General features: G+C 42.9%; 17 protein-coding genes and 1 riboswitch. Of the genes, 6 read left to right on the top strand and 11 right to left on the bottom strand.

Features of this window, described 5'->3' with window-relative positions; genetic code table 11:
• Nucleotides 1–104: 104 nt before the first annotated feature.
• The gene (locus tag CKW02_RS05510) at nucleotides 105–953 is read right to left on the bottom strand and encodes a CvfB family protein (RefSeq protein ID WP_003212403.1); all 849 of its coding nucleotides are present in this window, start codon (nucleotides 951–953) and stop codon (nucleotides 105–107) included.
• 237 nt (nucleotides 954–1190) lie between these two features.
• Here CKW02_RS05510 and CKW02_RS05505 point away from each other — a divergent pair, with 237 nt between their 5' ends.
• The 4 genes from CKW02_RS05505 (at nucleotide 1191) to CKW02_RS05490 (ending at nucleotide 8190) form a co-directional block, all read left to right on the top strand.
• Nucleotides 1191–1682 carry a YajQ family cyclic di-GMP-binding protein gene (locus CKW02_RS05505; RefSeq protein ID WP_003211707.1) on the top strand — a complete coding sequence of 164 codons (492 nt, stop codon included), beginning with the start codon at nucleotides 1191–1193 and terminating at the stop codon, nucleotides 1680–1682.
• Between the two features lie 81 nt (nucleotides 1683–1763).
• Nucleotides 1764–1882, top strand: a riboswitch (SAM riboswitch).
• Nucleotides 1883–1960: 78 nt separating this feature from the next.
• Nucleotides 1961–3802, top strand: coding sequence for a bifunctional homocysteine S-methyltransferase/methylenetetrahydrofolate reductase (locus tag CKW02_RS05500; protein WP_003211896.1), 1842 nt, complete (start codon nucleotides 1961–1963; stop codon nucleotides 3800–3802).
• A complete protein-coding gene (metH, locus tag CKW02_RS05495) occupies nucleotides 3786–7214 on the top strand; it encodes a methionine synthase (RefSeq protein ID WP_003211310.1) in 3429 nt (1142 codons plus the stop codon). Before CKW02_RS05500 ends, metH begins: the two co-directional genes overlap by 17 nt.
• A 118-nt stretch (nucleotides 7215–7332) precedes the next feature.
• Entirely contained in the window at nucleotides 7333–8190 is an 858-nt protein-coding gene (locus tag CKW02_RS05490; RefSeq protein ID WP_003210882.1) for a GNAT family N-acetyltransferase, read from the top strand.
• Nucleotides 8191–8435: 245 nt separating this feature from the next.
• Here CKW02_RS05490 and CKW02_RS05480 read toward each other — a convergent pair whose 3' ends face one another.
• Genes CKW02_RS05480 through CKW02_RS05455 form a run of 6 tightly spaced genes read right to left on the bottom strand, consistent with a single transcriptional unit; the run spans nucleotide 8436 to nucleotide 16746 of the window.
• Complete coding sequence (locus CKW02_RS05480) at nucleotides 8436–10250, bottom strand: IucA/IucC family protein (RefSeq protein WP_003211231.1); 1815 nt, start codon at nucleotides 10248–10250, stop codon at nucleotides 8436–8438.
• A 13-nt stretch (nucleotides 10251–10263) separates the two neighbouring features.
• On the bottom strand, nucleotides 10264–11613 hold the full coding sequence (locus CKW02_RS05475; protein ID WP_003211191.1) for a lysine N(6)-hydroxylase/L-ornithine N(5)-oxygenase family protein: 1350 nt from the start codon (nucleotides 11611–11613) through the stop codon (nucleotides 10264–10266).
• Nucleotides 11588–12142 (bottom strand): GNAT family N-acetyltransferase, encoded by a 555-nt coding sequence (locus CKW02_RS05470; protein WP_095117780.1) that lies wholly within the window; start codon nucleotides 12140–12142, stop codon nucleotides 11588–11590. Before CKW02_RS05470 ends, CKW02_RS05475 begins: the two co-directional genes overlap by 26 nt.
• Nucleotides 12139–13920 (bottom strand): IucA/IucC family protein, encoded by a 1782-nt coding sequence (locus CKW02_RS05465; protein ID WP_003210765.1) that lies wholly within the window; start codon nucleotides 13918–13920, stop codon nucleotides 12139–12141. Before CKW02_RS05465 ends, CKW02_RS05470 begins: the two co-directional genes overlap by 4 nt.
• Nucleotides 13917–15413 (bottom strand): pyridoxal phosphate-dependent decarboxylase family protein, encoded by a 1497-nt coding sequence (locus tag CKW02_RS05460; RefSeq protein ID WP_003211452.1) that lies wholly within the window; start codon nucleotides 15411–15413, stop codon nucleotides 13917–13919. Before CKW02_RS05460 ends, CKW02_RS05465 begins: the two co-directional genes overlap by 4 nt.
• Complete coding sequence (locus CKW02_RS05455) at nucleotides 15400–16746, bottom strand: aspartate aminotransferase family protein (RefSeq protein ID WP_003212062.1); 1347 nt, start codon at nucleotides 16744–16746, stop codon at nucleotides 15400–15402. The genes CKW02_RS05460 and CKW02_RS05455 overlap by 14 nt, the downstream gene beginning before the upstream one ends.
• Nucleotides 16747–17132: 386 nt before the next feature.
• Here CKW02_RS05455 and CKW02_RS05450 point away from each other — a divergent pair, with 386 nt between their 5' ends.
• The gene (locus CKW02_RS05450; protein ID WP_034620007.1) at nucleotides 17133–17669 is read left to right on the top strand and encodes a serine O-acetyltransferase; all 537 of its coding nucleotides are present in this window, start codon (nucleotides 17133–17135) and stop codon (nucleotides 17667–17669) included.
• Here the strand turns inward: CKW02_RS05450 and CKW02_RS05445 are convergent.
• The 4 genes from CKW02_RS05445 to CKW02_RS05430 form a co-directional block, all read right to left on the bottom strand.
• The gene (locus tag CKW02_RS05445; RefSeq protein WP_003211954.1) at nucleotides 17664–17924 is read right to left on the bottom strand and encodes a hypothetical protein; all 261 of its coding nucleotides are present in this window, start codon (nucleotides 17922–17924) and stop codon (nucleotides 17664–17666) included. The two genes, CKW02_RS05450 and CKW02_RS05445, sit on opposite strands and share 6 nt — an antisense overlap.
• Nucleotides 17925–17960: 36 nt before the next feature.
• Entirely contained in the window at nucleotides 17961–18227 is a 267-nt protein-coding gene (locus tag CKW02_RS05440; RefSeq protein ID WP_003212235.1) for a hypothetical protein, read from the bottom strand.
• Nucleotides 18228–18295: 68 nt separating this feature from the next.
• Nucleotides 18296–18856 (bottom strand): GNAT family N-acetyltransferase, encoded by a 561-nt coding sequence (locus CKW02_RS05435; RefSeq protein ID WP_003211119.1) that lies wholly within the window; start codon nucleotides 18854–18856, stop codon nucleotides 18296–18298.
• Between the two features lie 14 nt (nucleotides 18857–18870).
• Nucleotides 18871–19737, bottom strand: coding sequence for an AraC family transcriptional regulator (locus CKW02_RS05430; protein WP_003210875.1), 867 nt, complete (start codon nucleotides 19735–19737; stop codon nucleotides 18871–18873).
• Nucleotides 19738–19850: 113 nt separating this feature from the next.
• On the opposite strand from CKW02_RS05430, the gene CKW02_RS05425 reads away from it, so the two are divergent.
• Complete coding sequence (locus CKW02_RS05425) at nucleotides 19851–21227, top strand: MATE family efflux transporter (protein WP_003211140.1); 1377 nt, start codon at nucleotides 19851–19853, stop codon at nucleotides 21225–21227.
• Nucleotides 21228–21230 lie beyond the last annotated feature (3 nt).

Below are 21230 nucleotides of genomic sequence, written 5' to 3'. Positions count from 1 at the left end.
TCACAAATATAAAAAAAGGGATAAAACCATGATGATTTTATCCCTTTTTCTTCATTTCAGTGTGATATGAAAACCCATGAGGTTAGGGTTCTCTTTCACGCTGCTCATTTTTTCTCATATGTCCAGCCCTCTTTTTGGTAGACTAGGCCGTTTTTCATCAAATGACCTAATGCTCGTTTAAAGGCTGCCTTGCTCATTTGGAATCGTTCACGGATGTCTTCTGGATCACTTTTGTCTCCATAAGGCATGGCACCATTTCTCGTTCTCATATAGGTTAAAATTTCTTCTGCATCGACAGATAACGCTTCCTGTTTTCTAGGAAGCAGAGAAACGTTCACGGTCCCATCCTCTTTCACTGCAATGACGCGTCCTGTCACGGTCGATCCTAATCTTGGTTCTTCCTTTCGTTCCGTGCGGTGGATAAACCCTCGCACGCCTGTATCTGTCAGCATAAACGAGCCTGTCGCAATTAAGCGATAAATCGTACCAGTGATTTCTTTGTTCATTAAGGTTTCAGGTGCCTCTGTAAACAATTCACTGATCACATCTTCAGTGGCTGGCTTTGCGAACATTCTGCCGTAGCTTGTGACTTTCAGCATACAGTAAAGTTTGTCTCCTTTTTTCGGCCATGCTTCCTCAAAAGGCGGTAGATGTTCTGTTGCAACAAGTGCATCCTTTGAAAGCCCGACATCCACAAATGCGCCCATGTCTTCTAGGACGTCTACGACTTCTACCCAGCCATATGTATGCGCATTGATTGTCGGTATTTTCATCGTCGCAGCTAGTCTTTCTTCATGATCTACGTATAAGTAGACCTCTACTTCATCTTGGTCACCAATATCTTCTGTCATTTCACTGCGGTGCAAGAGGACCGAATCTTCACCATCTGTCAAAAAGTAGCCGTATTCCATCTCGTTCTCTATTTGCAAGGTCAGTTGCTCACCTGGTCTCATGTTCTCTTCCTTCCTATCTGCTCATAAAAGAGCGTTCGTTCATCTTTTGATTCACTTTATTCTACTATACTTCTCCTCACATGAACATCTCTAGTTCTGTTAGCTAAAGTGGTCAAACCGAACGCGATTTATACCGCTGCTGGCAGAACTCTTTGACTCATCTCTTTGATAAAGTTTCTTCTTCTCCACGTTGCATGATAAAATAGACGCAATATCTATCCATGGAGGTCATGTGTTATGGCAAAAGAAAGCTCATTTGACATTGTATCAAAGGTTGAACTGCCTGAGGTGCAAAACGCCGTTCAAGCAGCGCTGAAGGAAATTAAAAACCGTTATGATTTTAAAGGAAGTAAAAGTGATATTTCTCTTGAAAAAGAGGAGCTCGTGCTCATCTCTGATGATGATTTTAAGCTGGAGCAGCTAAAAGATGTACTTGTGTCAAAGCTGATCAAACGAAATGTTCCAACTAAAAACATCGACTACGGAAAAACCGAGCATGCCCTTGGCGGAACCGTACGCCAGCGCGCGAAGCTGATCAGCGGAATTGATCAAGACAACGCCAAAAAGATCAATGCACTCATTAAGCAATCCGGCATCAAAGTGAAGTCACAGTTTCAAGATGACCAAGTGCGTGTAACAGGAAAAAATAAAGATGATTTACAAGAGGTTATTTCACTTATGCGCAAGGCAGATTTACCGATTGACGTTCAATTTATAAATTTTCGATAAATTTCAAATTTTCCATTGATTATTTCCGATTTTTTCGATACAGTGGATGGAAGTTCAATTTATTGACATGTTCATATCGCTTTCTTATCAAGAGAGGCAGAGGGACTGGCCCTGTGAAGCCTCAGCAACCGGTGTAGTAGAAATATATTTTCTATGACCAAGGTGCTAAATCCAGCAAGCAACTGCTTGGAAGATAAGAAGAAGAATTACGATACAGCCAAAAAGTCTTCTTCTTATCAGAAGGCTTTTTTTGTTACATAAAAATAAGGAGGAAACCAATGGGCCTATTACAAGACTTACAAAACCGCGTACTGATTGCTGACGGTGCAATGGGAACACTTTTATACTCTTACGGCATTGACCGCTGCTTTGAAGAATTAAATTTATCGAAAGAAGATGAAGTAAGGCGCGTGCACGAAGCATATGTGCAGGCTGGTGCGGACATCATTCAAACAAATACGTACGGCGCAAATTATATTAAACTATCCCGCTACGGCTTAGAGGAAGAAACAAAGCGCATCAATACAAAGGCGGTACAAATCGCAAAAACAGCCGCCGGCTCTGCTTATGTCCTTGGAACGATCGGCGGCATTCGAACGTTTAACAAAAATGCCTATACAATTGAAGAAATTAAACGAAGCTTTAGAGAGCAGCTGTACATTCTATTAAATGAGCAGCCCGATGGATTATTGCTAGAAACGTATTATGACATGGAAGAAGCGAAGGCCGTTCTCCAAATTGCACGAAAAGAAACGACTCTCCCGATTGTCATGAACGTCTCCATGCATGAACAAGGTGTGTTGCAGGATGGAACACCGCTCAAGGATGGTTTATCTGAATTGTCCTCTCTTGGCGCAGACGTCGTTGGCATCAACTGCCGGCTTGGCCCTTATCATATGATTCAGGCACTCGAAGGCGTTCCAATTTTAGAAAATTCCCATTTATCAGTCTATCCCAACAGCAGTCTTCCCTCTCTTGAAGAAGGCAGACTCGTCTATGATACAGATAACGATTATTTTCGAAAAAGTGCACTTGAATTTAGAAATCAAGGCGCACGTATTATCGGCGGCTGCTGCGGAACAACGCCTCAGCATATTCACGCAATGGCTGAAGCGGTCAAGGATTTAGCCCCGATCACTGAAAAAGAAGTGAAAGTATTAAAAGAAGAAATCATTTCGATTCAAGATCAGCGGACTGAACCAGGTCTTGATGAGCTCGCTACGAAAAAACGGACGATTATTGTAGAGCTTGATCCGCCGAAGAAGCTGAACTTCGAAAAATTCCTCGTCGCGGCAAATGAGTTAAAGAATGCAGGCATTGATGCCTTGACATTAGCCGATAATTCTCTTGCGACCCCGCGCATTAGCAATGTGGCTTGCGGGGCATTATTGAAACAGCAGCTTGATATGCGTTCACTCGTCCATATCACGTGCCGTGATCGTAATTTGATTGGGCTTCAGTCCCATTTGATGGGTCTCGACACCCTTGGTTTAACTGATATTTTAGCCATTACAGGCGACCCTTCTAAGATTGGAGATTTTCCAGGTGCAACGTCGGTTTATGATTTAACCTCCTTTGATTTGATTCGGCTGATTAAGCAGTTTAACGAAGGCCTTTCTTTCTCAGGGAAGCCGCTTGGCAAAAAGACCAATTTTTCAGTAGCTGGCGCGTTTAATCCAAATGTTCGTCACATTGATAAAGCGGTCAAACGTCTTGAGAAAAAAATCGAATACGGTGCTGATTATTTTATTTCACAGCCTGTTTATTCTGAGGAACAGCTTGTGAAAATTCATGAGGAGAGCCGTCATTTAGATAAGCCGATTTATATTGGCGTTATGCCGTTAACAAGCAGCCGAAATGCGGAGTTTATTCATCATGAAATTCCAGGCATCAAATTATCTGATTCCATTCGTGACATTATGGCCAAGGCTGGTGAGGATAAAGAGAAGCAGCGAGCAGAAGGCTTAGCGATTGCCCGCTCTTTATTAGATACAGCCTGCGAATTGTTTAACGGCATTTATTTAATTACCCCTTTCCTTCGATCAGACTTAACAGCAGAACTAACCACCTACATTCATCAGAAAGAAAAGGAGTCAAACACCCATGTCAACTATCACTGAACAGCTTAAGAAACGCATCCTCGTCCTTGATGGTGCAATGGGGACCATGATTCAAAATGCCAATCTCACAGCAGAAGACTTTGGCGGAGAAGAGTATGAGGGCTGTAACGAGTATTTAAATGTGACAGCCCCTCACATCATCCGCGCGATTCATAGAGAATACCTTGAGGCAAGCGCCGACCTCATTGAAACGAATACGTTCGGGGCTACAAAGCTCGTCCTTGACGAATACGGGCTTGGCCACCTTGCCTATGAACTCAATATACGGGCTGCCCAGCTGGCAAAGGACGAAGCTGACCGTTTCTCCACGCCGGAGCAGCCCCGATTTGTTGTAGGTGCGATGGGTCCCACTACGAAAACATTATCTGTGACAGGCGGCACAACCTTCGATGAGCTCGTCAGAAACTATGAAGAGCAGGCCCGCGCCCTGATTGATGGCAAATGTGATGCCCTTCTTTTAGAAACAAGTCAAGACATGCTGAATGTAAAAGCTGGTTTCAAAGGCATTCAGGAAGCCTTCCAGCAGACAGGTATTGAGTTGCCTCTAATGGTATCGGGTACGATTGAACCGATGGGCACTACCCTCGCTGGTCAGGATATTGAAGCCTTTTATATCTCTCTTGAGCATATGAAACCAATGAGTGTCGGCCTGAACTGTGCGACGGGTCCTGAATTCATGACAGACCATATCCGCACGCTCTCCTCCATCGCCAAGTCAGCGGTTAGCTGCTATCCAAATGCTGGTCTACCAGATGAAGAAGGTCAATATCATGAATCCCCTGCTTCACTTGCTAAAAAAATTTCCGCCTTTGCCAAGGAAGGCTGGTTAAATATTGTTGGCGGCTGCTGCGGAACAACACCTGCACATATACAGGCATTGTCAGATGAAGTACGAACGATTCAGCCGCGTCACATTGCGCATGAATCGTCTCAGCATACCGTCTCAGGAATTGAGCCTCTGATATATGAGGAGTCAATGCGCCCTCTTTTTGTAGGAGAACGAACCAACGTGATTGGTTCACGCAAATTCAAACGACTCATTGCGGAACAAAAGTTTGAAGAAGCATCAGAAATTGCTCGTGCACAGGTAAAAAACGGCGCTCACGTGATTGATGTGTGTCTCGCTGATCCAGATCGCGAGGAGGCGGCTGACATGGAAGGCTTTTTACAAGAGGCTATGAAAAAAGTCAAAGCCCCTTTTGTCATTGATTCAACGGATAAACACGTGATCGAAAAAGCGCTCACATATTCCCAAGGGAAAGCCATCATCAATTCCATTAACCTTGAGGATGGCGAAGAACGCTTCGAAGAAATTCTTCCACTTGTGAAGCTATACGGCGGTGCACTTGTTGTCGGCACGATCGATGAAACAGGGATGGCTGTAACAGCAGAACGAAAGCTGGAGATTGCCGTACGCTCTCATGATCTATTAACGAAGAAATATGGCATTCCCGCAAGTGACATCATTTTTGATCCACTTGTCTTTCCAGTAGGCACTGGAGACGAGCAGTATATTGGCGCTGCCGAAGAAACGATCAAAGGCATCAAAATGATCAAGGAAAACCTGCCTGAGTGCTTGACGATTTTAGGCATCAGCAACGTGTCTTTTGGACTCCCGCCTCTTGGGAGAGAAATTTTGAATGCCGTCTACTTGTATCACTGCGTCCAAGCAGGACTTGATTACGCCATCGTGAATACAGAAAAGCTTGAACGCTTCGCTTCCATTCCAAAGGAAGAAATTAAGCTGGCTGAAACACTGCTCTATGAAACAAATGATCAAACCCTTGCTGAATTCACCCAATTTTACCGAGGCAAAAAGAAAACGGAGAAAAAACCAAAGGTCTCCTTATCACTTGATGAAAGGCTAGCACTCTACGTCGTCGAAGGAACAAAAGAAGGACTTATCGATGATTTATCCCTTGCTCTAGAGCAATTTGAATCACCACTTCATATCATCAATGGTCCGTTAATGCAGGGAATGGCTGAGGTTGGACGTCTTTTCAATCAAAACGAACTGATTGTGGCGGAAGTGCTTCAATCGGCAGAGGTCATGAAGGCATCTGTATCGTATCTCGAGCAATATATGGAAAAGCAGCATGCAAACGGAAAAGGTAAGATTCTACTTGCCACTGTAAAAGGAGATGTCCATGATATTGGAAAAAACCTTGTCGACATCATTTTGAGTAATAACGGCTTTCAAGTGGTCGATCTCGGGATCAAGGTGACACCACAAACATTGATCGAAGCTGTGCAAAAGGAAAAGCCAGATATGATTGGATTATCAGGATTGCTTGTGAAGTCAGCCCAGCAAATGGTACTCACCGCTCAGGATTTACAAAAGGCGAATATTTCCGTGCCCATTTTGGTCGGTGGCGCTGCACTTTCTCGGAAATTTACGAAAATGAAGATTTCGCCTCATTATGACGGACCGGTTCTTTACGCAAAAGATGCGATGGACGGCTTATCTTTAGCCAATGAGTTAAAAGCAAATCCTCTTCAGTTTCAAATTAAGCCCGACGAAGAGCCTGTGGCACCTTTCAAAAAGAAAGAAACAAAGCAGCCACAAGCTGTCATTGAATTACTAGAAAAACGTGCGGCACTCCCTGATGCACCTATTTTCACGCCAGAAAATACGGCACGTCATTATGTAAGGGACATCGACCTGCATCATATTATGCCTTATGTAAATGAACAAATGCTCATTGGCCACCACCTTGGGTTAAAAGGAAAGGTCAAAACATTGTTAGCGCAGCAGCATCCAAAAGCATTGGAATTAAAGCAGCTTGTCACAGACCTTCTAAACGAAGGCAGAGAGAAAAACTGGTTTGCCCCTGCATTTGTTTATCAATTTTATCCTGCTAGTTCAAACGGAAATGATCTGCATATTTATGATCCCGAAGCGCCTGACCGTATCATTGAAACATTCCAATTTCCAAGACAGGAGAAGCTTCCGTACCGCTCCATTTCTGATTATGTGCGGGGAAGCGGTGAAAGGGAGAAAGATTATATTGCCTTATTTGCCGTCACAGCCGGAGCGCGTATACGTGAAGTCGCACAGCACTTTAAGCAAGAAGGAGATTATTTAAAAATGCATGCAGTTCAAGCTCTTGCGCTTGAGCTTGCAGAAGGATTAGCCGAAAGAACCCACCAAGTGATTCGTGACAAATGGGGCTTTCCTGACCCAGTCGATTTCACAATGGAAAAACGATTCCAAGCGAAATATCAAGGGCAGCGCTATTCCTTTGGTTATCCCGCCTGTCCAAATCTTGAAGACCAAGAAAAGCTGTTCAAGCTGCTTCAGCCTGAAAAAATCGGCATCCATCTAACAGAAGGATTTATGATGGAACCTGAAGCATCTGTTTCAGCGATCGTCGTTTCTCATCCTGAAGCTCGATATTTTAATGTTCATTAATGCAGAACCTCCGAAACTGGAGGTTCTTTTTTGCTGGGAAAATTAGATAAACTTTACACTATACCTTCTTATGGTACGATACACATAGATGAATTCAGCTAAGAAGGAGTTGCGCGTCATGACAAACGTTGTTCAACGAGCATTAACACTCGATGACATACCAGATCTTATCGCATTGTCTCAAGAGGTAGACTGGCCTGATTACAATGCGGAAGAGCTCACATCTCTTTTAACAAATGGATATTTCACAGGTTTTTCAACAGCGGATGGACAAGTCATCTCATGTGCAGGACTTTTCCAATATGATCGAATGGCGTCAATTGGTGCTGTCATTGTATCTGAGACACATCGCGGCTTAGGTCTTGCAAGGAAAATGATTGACACCCTGCTAGATCAATGTGATCAAAGCATTCCTGTCGTTTTAACCGCTACTGTCCAAGGGCGGCCAGTTTACGAAAAAATCGGGTTTCACACGGCTGGTTACATTACGACTTACAAAGCGCAAAACCCAAACCCAGAAGCGCTTCGTGTGTCAGATGACATCCACCTGTCTCCTGCCGATGAATCGCACCTTCCGTGTATTGAAGCACTAGATGAAAAAGGCGCAGGCACAAATCGATCAAGCTTTATAAAAAACCGGATGAACCGAGCAGCACGGCGTATCATTGCACAAAATGAACATCACGACACAACTGGCTTTGCGTTTGGCGTTGAAACACCTGCCAATTTAATGATTGGTCCGCTTACAGCAAATGATGAACTTACAGCTCTCTCGCTGATTCGTTCGCTCATTTCGTCTTATTCGGGTCCGATTCGTTTAGATATGCAGGAGGAAACAGCTGAGCGCCTCCATGAATCACTTGTTGAAGCAGGTTTTACGAAAACAAACAAAGCTCATTTTATGATGATTCGCGGAAAAGAAAAGCTGAACGATCCCGCCCTTCTTTATTTCCTTGCCTCTCAAGCATTTTCGTAAAATATAAAAAGCTGTAGACACTTGATGTCTACAGCTTCAGATTGTTGACAAAGGGCTAAAATGATCTTTATTTTAGCCCTTTGTCTTCTTTTCAGCGTGATTGAAAACCTTTGAAGTCTAGGAAGGCCGAGCACTGGCGCGGAGCGAATTTGCAATTCGTGAGCACCAGCGCACAGGACTGACAAAGAATGCGAGGGTTTGTCTACACGCTGAGCTGTAGACACTTGATGTCTACAGCTTTTCTATTACTTCTCACAGGCGGACGAAAGCACATGCGCGAGAGCATTTGTGACCTTTCCATGCTCTGATGCATGCGGGCGGTCATCTCCATCTCCATACCCATAATCAATCATTCGATTACGATTTAAGCACAGCTTTGTCAGCTTCGGCTGGAAGAGATCAAATAGTTCAAAACGATCCTTCAGCTGTGGGAATTGCTTTTGATACTGCTGAATTTCTTCGGCAAGCAAGCGCCAAAGTGTCGCTTCATCTAACAGCTGATGATTGTCTAACACATTTGATACGTAACGCAGGTTACAAATAAACAATCCTGTAAAGATAAACTGCACTAAGCCTTCCGGCGGTTCACTCCGCAGTACTTCTTTTAAATCGTCTCCTAAAGAAGCCAATTCAGGCAGCGGCTGATCACTAATGTTCACATCGTCAACGAAATCTTTGATCGCCAAACGATGAGGCTGATGATCTTTTAACACAAGAATCGTATTTTGTCCGTGCGGTGAAAAGACGGTGCCGTATTGATACATAAAATGCAGCAGCGGCGGCATGACCACATGGAAAAATTTCGCCATCCACTCTTTAGCTGAGAGACCTGATTTTTCAATCAGCTGTTTCACATATGGCTCACCTTCATGATCCTCATAGGTGAGTGCCGCAAGTGTAACAGGGGTCTCTCCTTCATCTAAGTACGAGTAAATGCTTTCTCTAAAAATCACACCGAGCATTTCAAGATATTGATACGGCGCACCAGGCAGTTTGCTATAGTAAGGATGATCGACATTAATACTTGCATTCTCACCAGGTAATATCACGCGGCAGACATCAGATAAAAATGAATCTTGATCCGCGATCCCTTTAATATGTGCTGTAATGCGAGGGGCAATGACTGTCCGTTCTGACGGAAGTCCTCGGTACACGAGTGTATTTAAAATGCTCATTGGCAGTTTAATATGATGCTTGCCTTTATTTGAGATGTTCGTAAAGGTTCTGATCGACTGCTGCGGGATATATTGATCCAGTCCCTCTCCTACATACACAATCCGGCGCAACGCCAAATCTTCTGGGAAATGCTGAATAATCATATGTGTCCACTGCCATTTATGAACAGGCATCAAATAATAATCAGCTGCAATCAATCCTTCATCCTTTAGCACGCGGTGAAATTGACGGATCGTGACTTCATCTAACTCTTTGGCAATTACCTGCTCATAGTTTTCATGATCGACTGCATGGAATGTCGCAAGGTCCCGGTGAACAGCAATCCAAGACAGCTGCACACTTTCTTGCCTTTCAGGTGCATAGGCTAGGTAGTCATCATAACTGAACCCAATGCGTCCTTTGTTATACACAATCCAAGGATGGCCTGTCATTTCTCCTTCAATCCATGCATAATCAGTATCTGTCAGTTCATCCGCACGAAGTGCTTTTTTCGACAGCAAATGTACATCTGCTAACAGGGTGTGATGAAGCTCTTTTATAAGGTGTCCTGTTGTGTCAGAAGACATTGGAATGAGCGGCTGAATGTCTAGTAAAAACACAATGGCACTGACATCCTTTGACCATTTTCCGTCTTGACAGCACTCGATTGATTCAGCAATTGTATCAAAACTATCAAACAAACGAGGTTTTGCAAGATAGCGATATTTCTTATGTTCGTGAATGATTAATTCATACTGAGCAATGCCATCCTTATGATCTAGCTGCACGGGATGAAGCATATCCTCATACATGTATTCAGACAGCATTTTTGCCACCATTCGCTGGTTTGCCTTTTTCCAAGCAGCCGGATTCACCGCTTTTTTCAATTCATCTTGTACACTCATCGCTTCATCCTCCTTAACCTTTGATTTCTTCAAATGTGTTGACGTTCTTATGTGTACCAAATGTCTGGAAGACGTGCTTTTGATAAAGTGGATACACGGTTTGACGAGCAAGTTCATTGATAATCACACTGTTTCGGTAAGCGCCAAGTCCTAAATCTGGAGCGCCAACCCCATGTGTATGAAGCTCTGCATTTTGGACAAAAATATCATTTTCACCCATTGTATTCGTTTTTAAGCGATATTCACGTTCGACTTGGAACCGTCCTTGATCGTCCCATTGAATGTGATGAGAAATTGGATTGATAAACGGGGGCAGTACCGATTGATAGCCCGTCGCCAGTACGACAATATCTGTCTCGTGGGTAAAGGTGTCCTCTTTGACCCATTGCGTGCATGAAAGGGACAAGCCGCGAGCTGTTTCCTCAATCAAGTTGACCTCCGTCATTGCTTGAAGCACTGTGTTCAACTGCTCTCCGCAGGCAGAACGTTCATAAAGCAAATGATAAATATCACGGATCATTGCAGAGCTGATGCCCTTATACAGCAAATCTTGCTGCTTTAACAACGCATCCTTTTTTGTTTGCGGAAGCTCATAAAAGAAATCAATATAATCTGGAGAGAAATATTCAAGACCAAGGTTTGAATATTCCATTGGGAAAAATCCTTTAGAGCGTGTGAACCAGTGAATATCCTTCGCCTCATCATCTGATAAAATATCATAGAACACTTCTGCCGCACTTTGACCAGAGCCGATCACTGTCACAGATTTCCCTTTGAAACAGCCTTCTTTCTTTCGTTTTAAATAGTCAGCAGAATGAAAAACTTTCTCTCCTAAAGCTGGCTGGAGCGATGCTGGTATCGCCGGCTGTGTACCAATCCCTAAGACGAGATGCTTACTTTCAAACACCTCTACCGTTTGGTCTTTCACATGACGCACATGCACTTCATATCGCTTTTCTCCTGCTTTCTCGATCAATGAGACAGATTCGACGTTCATGCCAAATCGGCAAGAGTCTAACTGGTCTGCGACCCAGCGGCAATAATGACTATATTCCTTGCGCGGGATATGAAAATCTTCTAGAAAGTAAAATGAATACAAACGATTTTGTTCCTGTAAATAGTTAAGAAAGCTATATTTACTTTTCACATCTGCCATACTGACAAGGTCCGCTAAAAAGGGAACTTGCAGTGTCGTCCCCTCAATGAGCATCCCTGGGTGCCAATGAAAGGCTTCACTTCTTTCAAAAAACAAAGCGTCAATTTCATTTACCTCTTCAGATAATGCGGCAAGTCCTAAGTTAAACGGGCCAATGCCGATCCCTATTACATCCACTACATCATTTTGCTTGTTGAACCGCGTCATGGTTATACATCCTTTCGAATCGTTCTCGATCACAAAACATTAAAAGACCTGTTTTATCGGGTAAATTGACTGGTTTTACACGTTCAAATCCGCATTTTTCAAATACATGGATCATTTTTTCATTGCGAATATCCGGCTCAGCGACAACTTTTTCTGTTCGTTTATTCTGCTCAAATTGAAATGCTGTCATGGCCTGAAGCAGCGGGGCCGCAAAACCTTTTCCTACATAATCCGGCTCCCCTATTAATAGATGGATTCCTTGATCATGCGGAGAAGGCTGATAGTAAGATTCAATGACATCACCTTTGACGTTGTATGCCTCAAAATAACTCATTGGCGTCCCATCAATTGTGCCTAAATAAAGGGTTTGATGCGGATCATGAACCGCCTGATAAAAATGCTTTTCAAAAGCAGGGAACGGAATATTCAAATGCCAAAATGGGTGAACATACTCCTCTTGCATCCACCTGTGGACAAGCCGGACATCTCTTTCATATTCAGCGCGAATAAACTTAATACGATCCCTCATCCAATCAGCGCCTCCTTATGTAAAAAGAGCGGATTCAAGACAGCTGTGTAACGAGACTGTGTTTCCAGAGATCCTGTCAGTTCATCCATATCTTCAAACCGTGTCAGCAAATTCGCTTTTGAAGGCAGTTCTTTTGAGCGCAGAAGGCTGTTTGTCAGCTCAGATGCACCGTATGTTTCCTCATGAGCGAGCAATGTGTCTCTCACAAGTGCGAGCAAGGCTTCTTCTTTCGCCAGACCTTCTGTACCAAAGCCGTTAATGAGACCAAATAAATGATTAAAGAAGAAATAATAACGCAGTCTCTCAACGGCTACCTCATCTGCACAAATCGTTTCACTTCTCACGCTCAGGTTTTGGACAAGATTTGCGAGTTTATCCTTTTTCGATTCACTATAATAGTAGCCTTGGTTGTCACGATAATAGAAGGTGTTCGGGTAACCACCCTTCATTTGCACAACAGCGTTTTGCTGATGGGCTTCCAGTGCAAGACCATACGTTTCAAACAGCCAGAGCATCGGTTCTAACGAAATGGTTAAATATTGCTTAAACCAATCTTGGCTCACAGCCTCCGGTGATCGGCCTTCTGCGTCTGCAAGGTCATGAATGATCCCTGCTAATCGCGATTTTCCACCATACGCATGATCCTGACATAATCCAGCAATTAAGCTTGCCCCTTTTTCACGATGTAAAAATGGATTTTGACGAATGACTACTTCAAAGCCAGATTCCGCCTCTTCTCCTTGAATAGATAAATAGGCAGGATCTTCAATGACCCGGAATCCAGAGAATTTGTCGTATAGAGAAACGCCTAATTCTGTTTTTAAAATGCGCGACATCTCTACTCCGCGATCCAGTTCCTTTTGTTTATTGACACGTAAGGAGTTTGTAATTTTCACAGGAACAGAGAATTTGAGCATGTAAGCAGAATCCTTTTGATAGACGGTTCTGAAGGATGAGGTCGCTGTGTATTCAGAACCGATCGGTCCTAAATAAGTGAGTTTCCCTTCCTCTATATAACGGTTCACGAACGCTTTCTCCATAACCACCTTCACTTGAAGCGGGTGAATCGGAATGAGCACATATTCTCCGTTTTCTACTAACGTATTCAGTCTCTCTTTTTCTGCTGGTACCTGGCGCAAGAGCTCCTCTAGCATGAGGCTTGCCGCAGACTGTGTAATTGACGAATCCTGAAGCACAATCGAATGATGCGCTTTAAAGTAATGAAGCTGGAAAGCCCCTTTCAGCTCAGGAGAATAGATCGCTTCCTCCTCCTCTGTCATTCCTTGTCTGCTTTTTGGGGTAGGATGCGTTAAATGACCAAGGAGAAGTGACTGCTCAGCCTCGATATACTCAAAATCGGCTTCAGAAAGAGCGGCTCGATCACTTTCTCGCTCCTTTAAGAACCGTTCAATATTTCGGCAGCTTAAAATGATGCGAAGCATGAATTCATCCTCTGCATCTGTACGGCCATATTCAATGAGAAGCTCCTTTGAACATAAAGCAACAAGTGTCGTGTAATCGACGATTGCGCCCTCTTGTTCACTGCCTTGCGGGCGAAAGCGAATCGGAAAATCAAAGAGATGGCGGCCAACAGATGAAACATATCGGATCGGAATCACAAGCTCTAGATCTTGTTTTGCTAGTTTTGCGATGAAGACAAGCGAGCCATCTGCTCTCACCTCTTTTTTTGCAGATCGATCGATTCCTGTTTCGCGTAAAAAACAGTTTAAAAAGCTTTGCATGGTTGCATTTTCAGCCATTTGTTTATATTGACTCAACGTAGTACCCTCCCGGATTGAATATGAGCGATCCCGATATCAACGATGTCAGAAAGGATTTCCTCAATATGTGTGATTGTCGTTCTCGGATTTAACAAAGTGAATTTTAAGCATGTTCGGTCATTCACCACTGTTTTCGCAATGACAGCAGTTCCTGTTTTGAATAATGTCCGATGAATGATTTTATTGATGTCATCTGTTTGATCGTCATCCTTAAATCGGAACACAACTGCATTGATTTCTGGCTCAGGATTGATCACTTCAAGGTCATCATTTCTCTCAATAAGCGCGGCCACATCCTTTGCAAAATGAATGGTATGGTCAATGATTTCTCCAAAGCCTTCTTCTCCAATTAAACGAAGAGAAAGAAGTAATTTCAGAGCATCAAACCGGCGCGTCGTTTGGACAGATTTATTGACGAGATGTAGAATACCATCGAGCTCGTCTTCCTTTGGATTAAGATAATCGGCATGATAATTGATCAAACCAAAATGTCTTTTATCCTTTAGCAAAAATGCCCCGCAGGATATCGGCTGATAAAATTGTTTGTGAAAGTCAATCGTGATTGAATCAGCAAGCTCAATACCGTCTAACTTCTTACGGTAGGTTTCGCTTAATACAAGTGCTCCGCCGTAGGCAGCATCTGCGTGAATCCAAAGACCGTATGGCTTGACGAGGTCATATACCTCTCGAACTGGGTCAATACTGCCAAAATCCGTTGTCCCGCAAGTGGCTACTACCGCAAAAGGCAGCAAGTTCTGCTCCTTCAACTCAGCCAGCTTCTTTTTCAAATCATTGAGATCCATTCGATGATGCTCATCTGTCTCGACTAGTACGACTGCCTGCTCTCCTAAACCTAACTGGGATGCAGATTTTTTCACAGTGAAGTGAGCATTCTTCGAGCAAAGGATTCTCATGCGGTGAGATTCACTTGGTAAGCCTTTCTGCTGAACATTCCACTGCCATGTGTTTTCACAAAAGGCATCTCTCGCTAGAAGCAGCCCCATGTAGTTAGATTGGGTTCCACCGCTTGTAAATGTCCCATCTGCTAGGCTGCCATAAGAAAACTTCGCACATAGCCACTTGAGAATTTCTTCCTCAACCAAAGAAGCAATACCGCTTTGATCAAAGGAATCCATTGATTGGTTAAAGGAACTTACCATCACCTCTGCGGCAAGTGCAGGAATAAGCGGTGGACAATGCAGATGTGCCAAGCATTTAGGATGCGATACATCAATCAAATGCGGCAAAAGATGTTCTTTTATATCTTGAAAGACGGATTCAATGGATTCACCAGACGGTTGAAATCGGAATAGCGATTCGACACTATCCGCTAATTTCCCAGGCAATATTCCACTGTATGGTCCTGTGTCTTTTTGCCATTGATCCAGTAAGCTGTCGATAGATGTATGAAGAGCCGCTTGGAAGGACTCTCTTCCAAGCTGGCTTTGATTGATAAATAATGAATCCACTGAAGCCTTAGTTGATTGCATCGTACACGGCCTCTTTAAAAATAGCGATGACTTTTTCAAGCTGTTCTTCTGTCATAATGAGTGGTGGCAAGAATCGAATAACACTTCCGAAACGGCCTCCTGTCTCCACAATTAAGCCTTTGTCGAAGCAATTCTTTTGAATAAGACTGGCCAGCTCTGGATTCGCTGGATAGCTTCCGTCCACATCCTGTTTCTCATTTGGATTGACTACTTCAACGCCAATCATTAAGCCTCTCCCTCGAACATCACCGAGAGCAGGGACTTGTTTTTGGATGTCTTTTAGATGCGCCTGCATACGATCTCCTAACTGTTCTACATGATCAAGCAGGTTGGTTTCTTTGATAAATTTAAGCGTAGCAGTTCCAGCAGCCATCGCCATTTGATTCCCTCTAAATGTCCCGATGTGTGCACCTGGATTCCATTGATCTAAATCTTGATCATAAATCACAACTGAAAGCGGCAGGCTTCCACCAATGGCTTTTGACAGCACAATAACGTCAGGTACAATTCCTGCATGTTCAAAGGCAAACATCTTCCCTGTTCGGCCGATGCCTGATTGAACCTCATCAATAATGAGTGGGATCCCTTTTTCTTTTGTGATTCTTCTCATTTCTTTCATCCATTCAATCGATGCTGGAATGGAGCCCCCCTCGCCCTGCACTGCTTCAAAGATCATACCTGCTGGCGGAAGAATACCACTTTCAGGATCATTTAATACGCGCTCAATATACGAACTTGAAATGCGGTGCGAATTCTTCCCACCAATTCCAAATGGGCAGCGATATTCATATGGGTAAGGCATAAAATGAACATCAGGTATTAACCCTTGTACTCTTTCCTTTGGAGATAAATTCCCGCTTAATGACATCGTGGCATGTGTCGCACCGTGATACGCACCATGGAAAGATAGAATGCTTCGATTCCCTGTCGCTGTTTTGACTAATTTAATTGCTGCTTCTATGGCGTCACCACCAGTTGGTCCACAAAATTGAATTTTGGCTCTTTTTGCAAACTCTTCTGGCAAGTGAGAAAAAATTTCATTCACAAATTCTTCTTTAATTTCTGAGGTTATGTCCAGCGTATGCAACGGTCTTTTTTCATGAAGCATACGTTCAATTGCATCTATAACAACTGGATGATTGTGACCAAGTGCAAGTGTTCCTGCGCCTGCCAGGCAGTCATAAAACTCTCTGCCATCCGCATCTGTCACGATCATACCCTCGGCTTTTTGCATGGCTAATGGGAACCGTCTCGGATAAGACCTTGCATTCGATTCTCTTTGACTTTGCTGCTCTAAAAATTGCTGATTTTTAGAAACGGTTTTGATGGACATAATAAAACACTCCTCCAATTGATAAAGATTATCATTTTCATTTACTAGCCTAGAGGATGTGAGATATGAAAGTCAATTGTATTCAAAAAGATGATTCTAAAAGCATATGAATGCTATATTCTCTATTTAACGAGTAATTTCGTGTCATTTTGACAAACCTCTACTGCTATAGGGAGAATAAACGCGTGAGACGAAATAATGTAGAAAAAAATTACAAATCATTCTTCCTGGTTCTTTTGTTTTATTCATGACAAAGCACTTATTTTATATGGGAAAGTGGATGAAAGTGATGTAGAAAAGGAAAAAAAGAAACGTCATTCTATATTGATATAAATGGTTATAATGGTATAATTTCTCTGAAACAAAAGGGAATGGAGAGGGATCTGATGATTTTAACAAAGCATGATCTCCACCACTACTTAGCTCAGGACAAGAAAGCATTAGCCATTAAGCGCAAACGACCTAAGTGGTTTGGGGATGATATATGGAAATATCAAAGGATTTTACGAAAATATGAATACTATTCTAATAGCGGTGCTGAACTTCGCAAATGGTTCTATCGCTATTTACATAAAAAGAAAGGCATGCAGCTTGGCTTTGATATTCCGATTGGTGTCTTCGGTCCCGGTCTTAGAATCAATCATACGGGTCTCTTAATTGTGAACAAACATGCAAAAATTGGGGCATTTTGTGATATTCATCAAGGGGTGAATATTGGTCAGAATCATCATGAAAAAGATGTACCAACCATTGGGGATCATGTATGGATTGGCCCAGGTGCTAAGCTGTTTGGGGATATCTATATTGCAGATCATATTTCCATCGGAGCAAATGCTGTGGTAAACCGTTCCTTTCACGAGGAGAAAATTGTTATTGCAGGTGTGCCAGCGCAAAAGGTAAAAGAAAAAAGCCCTTCATCATGAAGGACCCACCTGATAAAAAAGAATGATACCGATCAAAACAGAGACGAGCAGCATGAGGTAAAACAAAATCGTTAAAATAAGAATGGTCCAGCCAAGTCCCTTCCTCTCTGTCTTGATCAAATAAATACCGAGAACGATCGTACTAAATAAGACACCTAAAATGGCCCACAGCCATTTGTCTTTATCATGCTTTGGCGCATCAAACCATAAATAAATGGAAACAGCAAGTGAAACGAATAACCCTGTAAGTCTCACGTTCAAACTCCTCCTTATGTACACGTGTGCTTTCTATTATGCGTTTGAGTATCCGATCATCAGCAATAAGAAGTAAAAGACATAGACTAGAATGAAAATAGAATAAATGATAATGGACACGATCAGAACCGTCCAGCCCAATCCTTTTCTTCCTGTTTTGATCAGGTATATTCCAAATGTAAAGAGCCCGAATAAAAGGCCTAAAATCGCCCACAGCCATTTATTCTTCCCATGTTTAGGCGCATCTACAAATAGGTAAACGGCCACTATAATCGACACAAACCATCCGGTAATCCAGCGCAACTCATTCGTCACCCTTCTTTTTTAGTTTATTCAATCATACGTTACTTTTGTACTAAAAAGAAAAGGAATTATTCAGTTGAATGTTGCAGAAGGCTTTGCCATTCCTCTCTCAGCATCCCGTAACGCATCGAATCATAATACTCTCCTTGGTAGTAACGGACCTTTCGCAGTCTTCCCTCAAGGATAAACCCGCATTTCTCTGCGCACCGCATCATCCGTTCATTTCCCGACCATGTAGTAAGACCAATTCGAGGAATATCAATGTGTGTAAATAACTTATCAGTCCATAGACTTAATGCCTTTGTCCCAACGCCACCGCTCCAAAAGCGCGAATCATAAATGAGAATGCCGCATTCAAGCCACCGTGTACGTTCATTCTCCCAATAATATGACACGGTGCCTTTGATTTCGCCGTCTATTTCAATACCATATAGCTTTGGCGGAATGGATGTATCCTGTAAGTATCGTTTTTTAAAAGCAGCAAGCGGGATTTCGTGTTCATGAAAATATGGGGCGTTCCACTCTCGATAGGACTGGTCTGGTGCTTTGAATCTTAAATGCCATACCAACTCTAAATCAGCTTCGTTTAATGGTCGTATGTTCACAAGCTTTTGTTTTTCCCTTTTCATCTGTTCACGTTCCTTTACTTTGTCGTTCTTTTTGCAAGATGACGGTACTCGATAGGCGTCATGCCTTCGTTTTGCCGAAACAGCTTAGAAAAATAAGTAGGATCATCAATGCCTACGTGATCAGCAATCGCTGCGATTTTATCATTCGTTGAGGCAAGCATGCTTTTGGCTTTTTCGACCTTGAGACGATTGATATATTGGTTTGGCGTGAGTCCATACACCGTCTGCATACACCTTGTCATGTAATCAGGGTGATAGTGCAGCTTCTCTGCAAGCTCCTCCATTTGCAGTTTCTTCATAAAGTGACGCTCAAGATAATGAACCACTTCTGAGGCGACATTCTCCTTTGCACTTGGAATATGAAATGCTTCTTTTTGTAAATGAATGAGCAGTTCTTCAAACTGAAGCTGTTTTTTCAGCGGCAGTTCAGACGCGTCATCATTTAGGGCCCGCATCTGTGCAAGGTGCTTTTCTAATACATTTCTTCCTTTCACTTTTCCTTTACGGGGCAGGCTAAATTCATATGTTGCCGGCTTTTCAAAGGTGGCTTGATTTTGTTTCATATCAAACCAGTGTTCTCTCGGCCGATTCGTCAGCTCATATGGATCAATTGAGAAATGCAGCCACTCATAGTGCGTATCTTCTTCGCATGGCAGGTGTCCGCCATGCGACAAGCCAGGTGAGAGAATGATATATTCTCCTTCTTTTACGTGATGAGCCTTTCTGTCCTCTGTGATCCATAGCTGCCCTCTTGTGACATAAAGAAGATCAAACACGGTGAAGGTTCTAGAAATATGTCTTTCTCCTTGATGAAATACGCCTTTGCCTGAAGCGATATAAACCGGGAACGGCGGTACAGTAAATGTAATAAATCGATTCATATTCATCCCCTTATGAAGTCGGATTTCTCCAATAAGTTTCGGTTTCATCTCTTCTTATTATAGTCGATGCAAGGTACACTATAAATCGGATTTATACGAAAGGAGGTTGATTGATGAAACCTCAATCACTACCAATTCAAAAGATTCAAGCTAGGGGGAAGAAAAACCACCCTTCATTATTTGCATTAACTTGGCCTATTTTTATTGAAATCTCTTTATATATGCTGATGGGAAGCGCGGATACCCTCATGCTCAGCCAATATTCCGATAATAGTGTTGCAGCAGTTGGTGTAAGCAATCAGCTCCTGAATTTATTGATTGTCATGTTCAGCTTCATTACAACTGGAACGACGATTGTGATTGCGCAGCTTTTAGGAGCGAGCCGAAAGCAGGAAGCGACTCAAGTCGCCTATGTCTCACTAGGAACCAATTTCCTGATTAGCTTTGTCATTAGTCTTCTCATGTTTGTATTAGCTGTTCCCATTTTACACCTGATGGGCCTATCAAGTGAGCTCATGCCGGATGCGACTATATTTTTACAAATTGTCGGGCTGCTTTCTTTTATTCAAGCGCTCATTATGACGTATAGTGCTATTTTAAAAAGCTACGGATATACAAGAGATACGATGTATGTCACTATCGGAATGAACTTGTTAAACGTTGCCGGTAACTATTTGGTGATTTTTGGTCCGTTTGGTTTCCCTGTATTAGGTGTCATGGGGGTCGCTTTTTCGACCTCACTCGCTCGATTGATCGGATTAATGGCCATGATCCTCATTGTACGGCGCCGAATTGGATTACGCTTTTCACTGAAGAAGATGTTTCACATCCAGCGGACATATTTAAAAAAGTTGCTGAAAATCGGCATTCCTTCTGCTGGAGAGCAGCTTTCTTATAACGGCTCTCAAATGATCATTACACTGTTTATTACATTCATGGGGACGCAGGCATTAGCTGCAAAGGTTTATACTCAAAATGTCATGATGTTCATTATGCTATTTGGTGCAGCCATTAGCCAAGGGACACAAATTTTAATTGGGCGCCATATTGGGGCGAAGGAATTCGATGCTGCCTATCACAGATGCATGAAAAGCTTATACTGGGCCATTGGCATCTCCCTTCTTTCTTCCACTGCTTTATCTTTATCATCGACGCATTTGCTTGCTTTCTTTACTAGCAACAGCGAGATCATTCAAACCGCCGCCACCCTCCTCCTTTTGACCATTATTTTGGAACCGGGCCGTTCTTTTAATATGGTCATTATTAATTCCTTGCGGGCTGCTGGCGACGCGAAGTTTCCAGTGTATATGGCGATGATTTCAATGTGGGGCATCGGGCTTCCGATCGCTTACTTGTTAGGCATTCAGCTTGAAATGGGCCTCATTGGGATTTGGATTTCTTTTATCGTGGATGAATGGGTAAGAGGCATCTTTATGTATAGGCGGTGGCGTTCAAGAGTTTGGACAGAGCATCGCTTTTCTTCCACATAAAAA

Origin of the sequence: Bacillus pumilus (genome assembly GCF_900186955.1) — a bacterium.
Taxonomy (GTDB): Bacteria; Bacillota; Bacilli; order Bacillales; family Bacillaceae; genus Bacillus; species Bacillus pumilus.
Note: the sequence above shows the minus strand (reverse complement) of the source record. Positions and strands in the feature narration are given on the sequence as shown.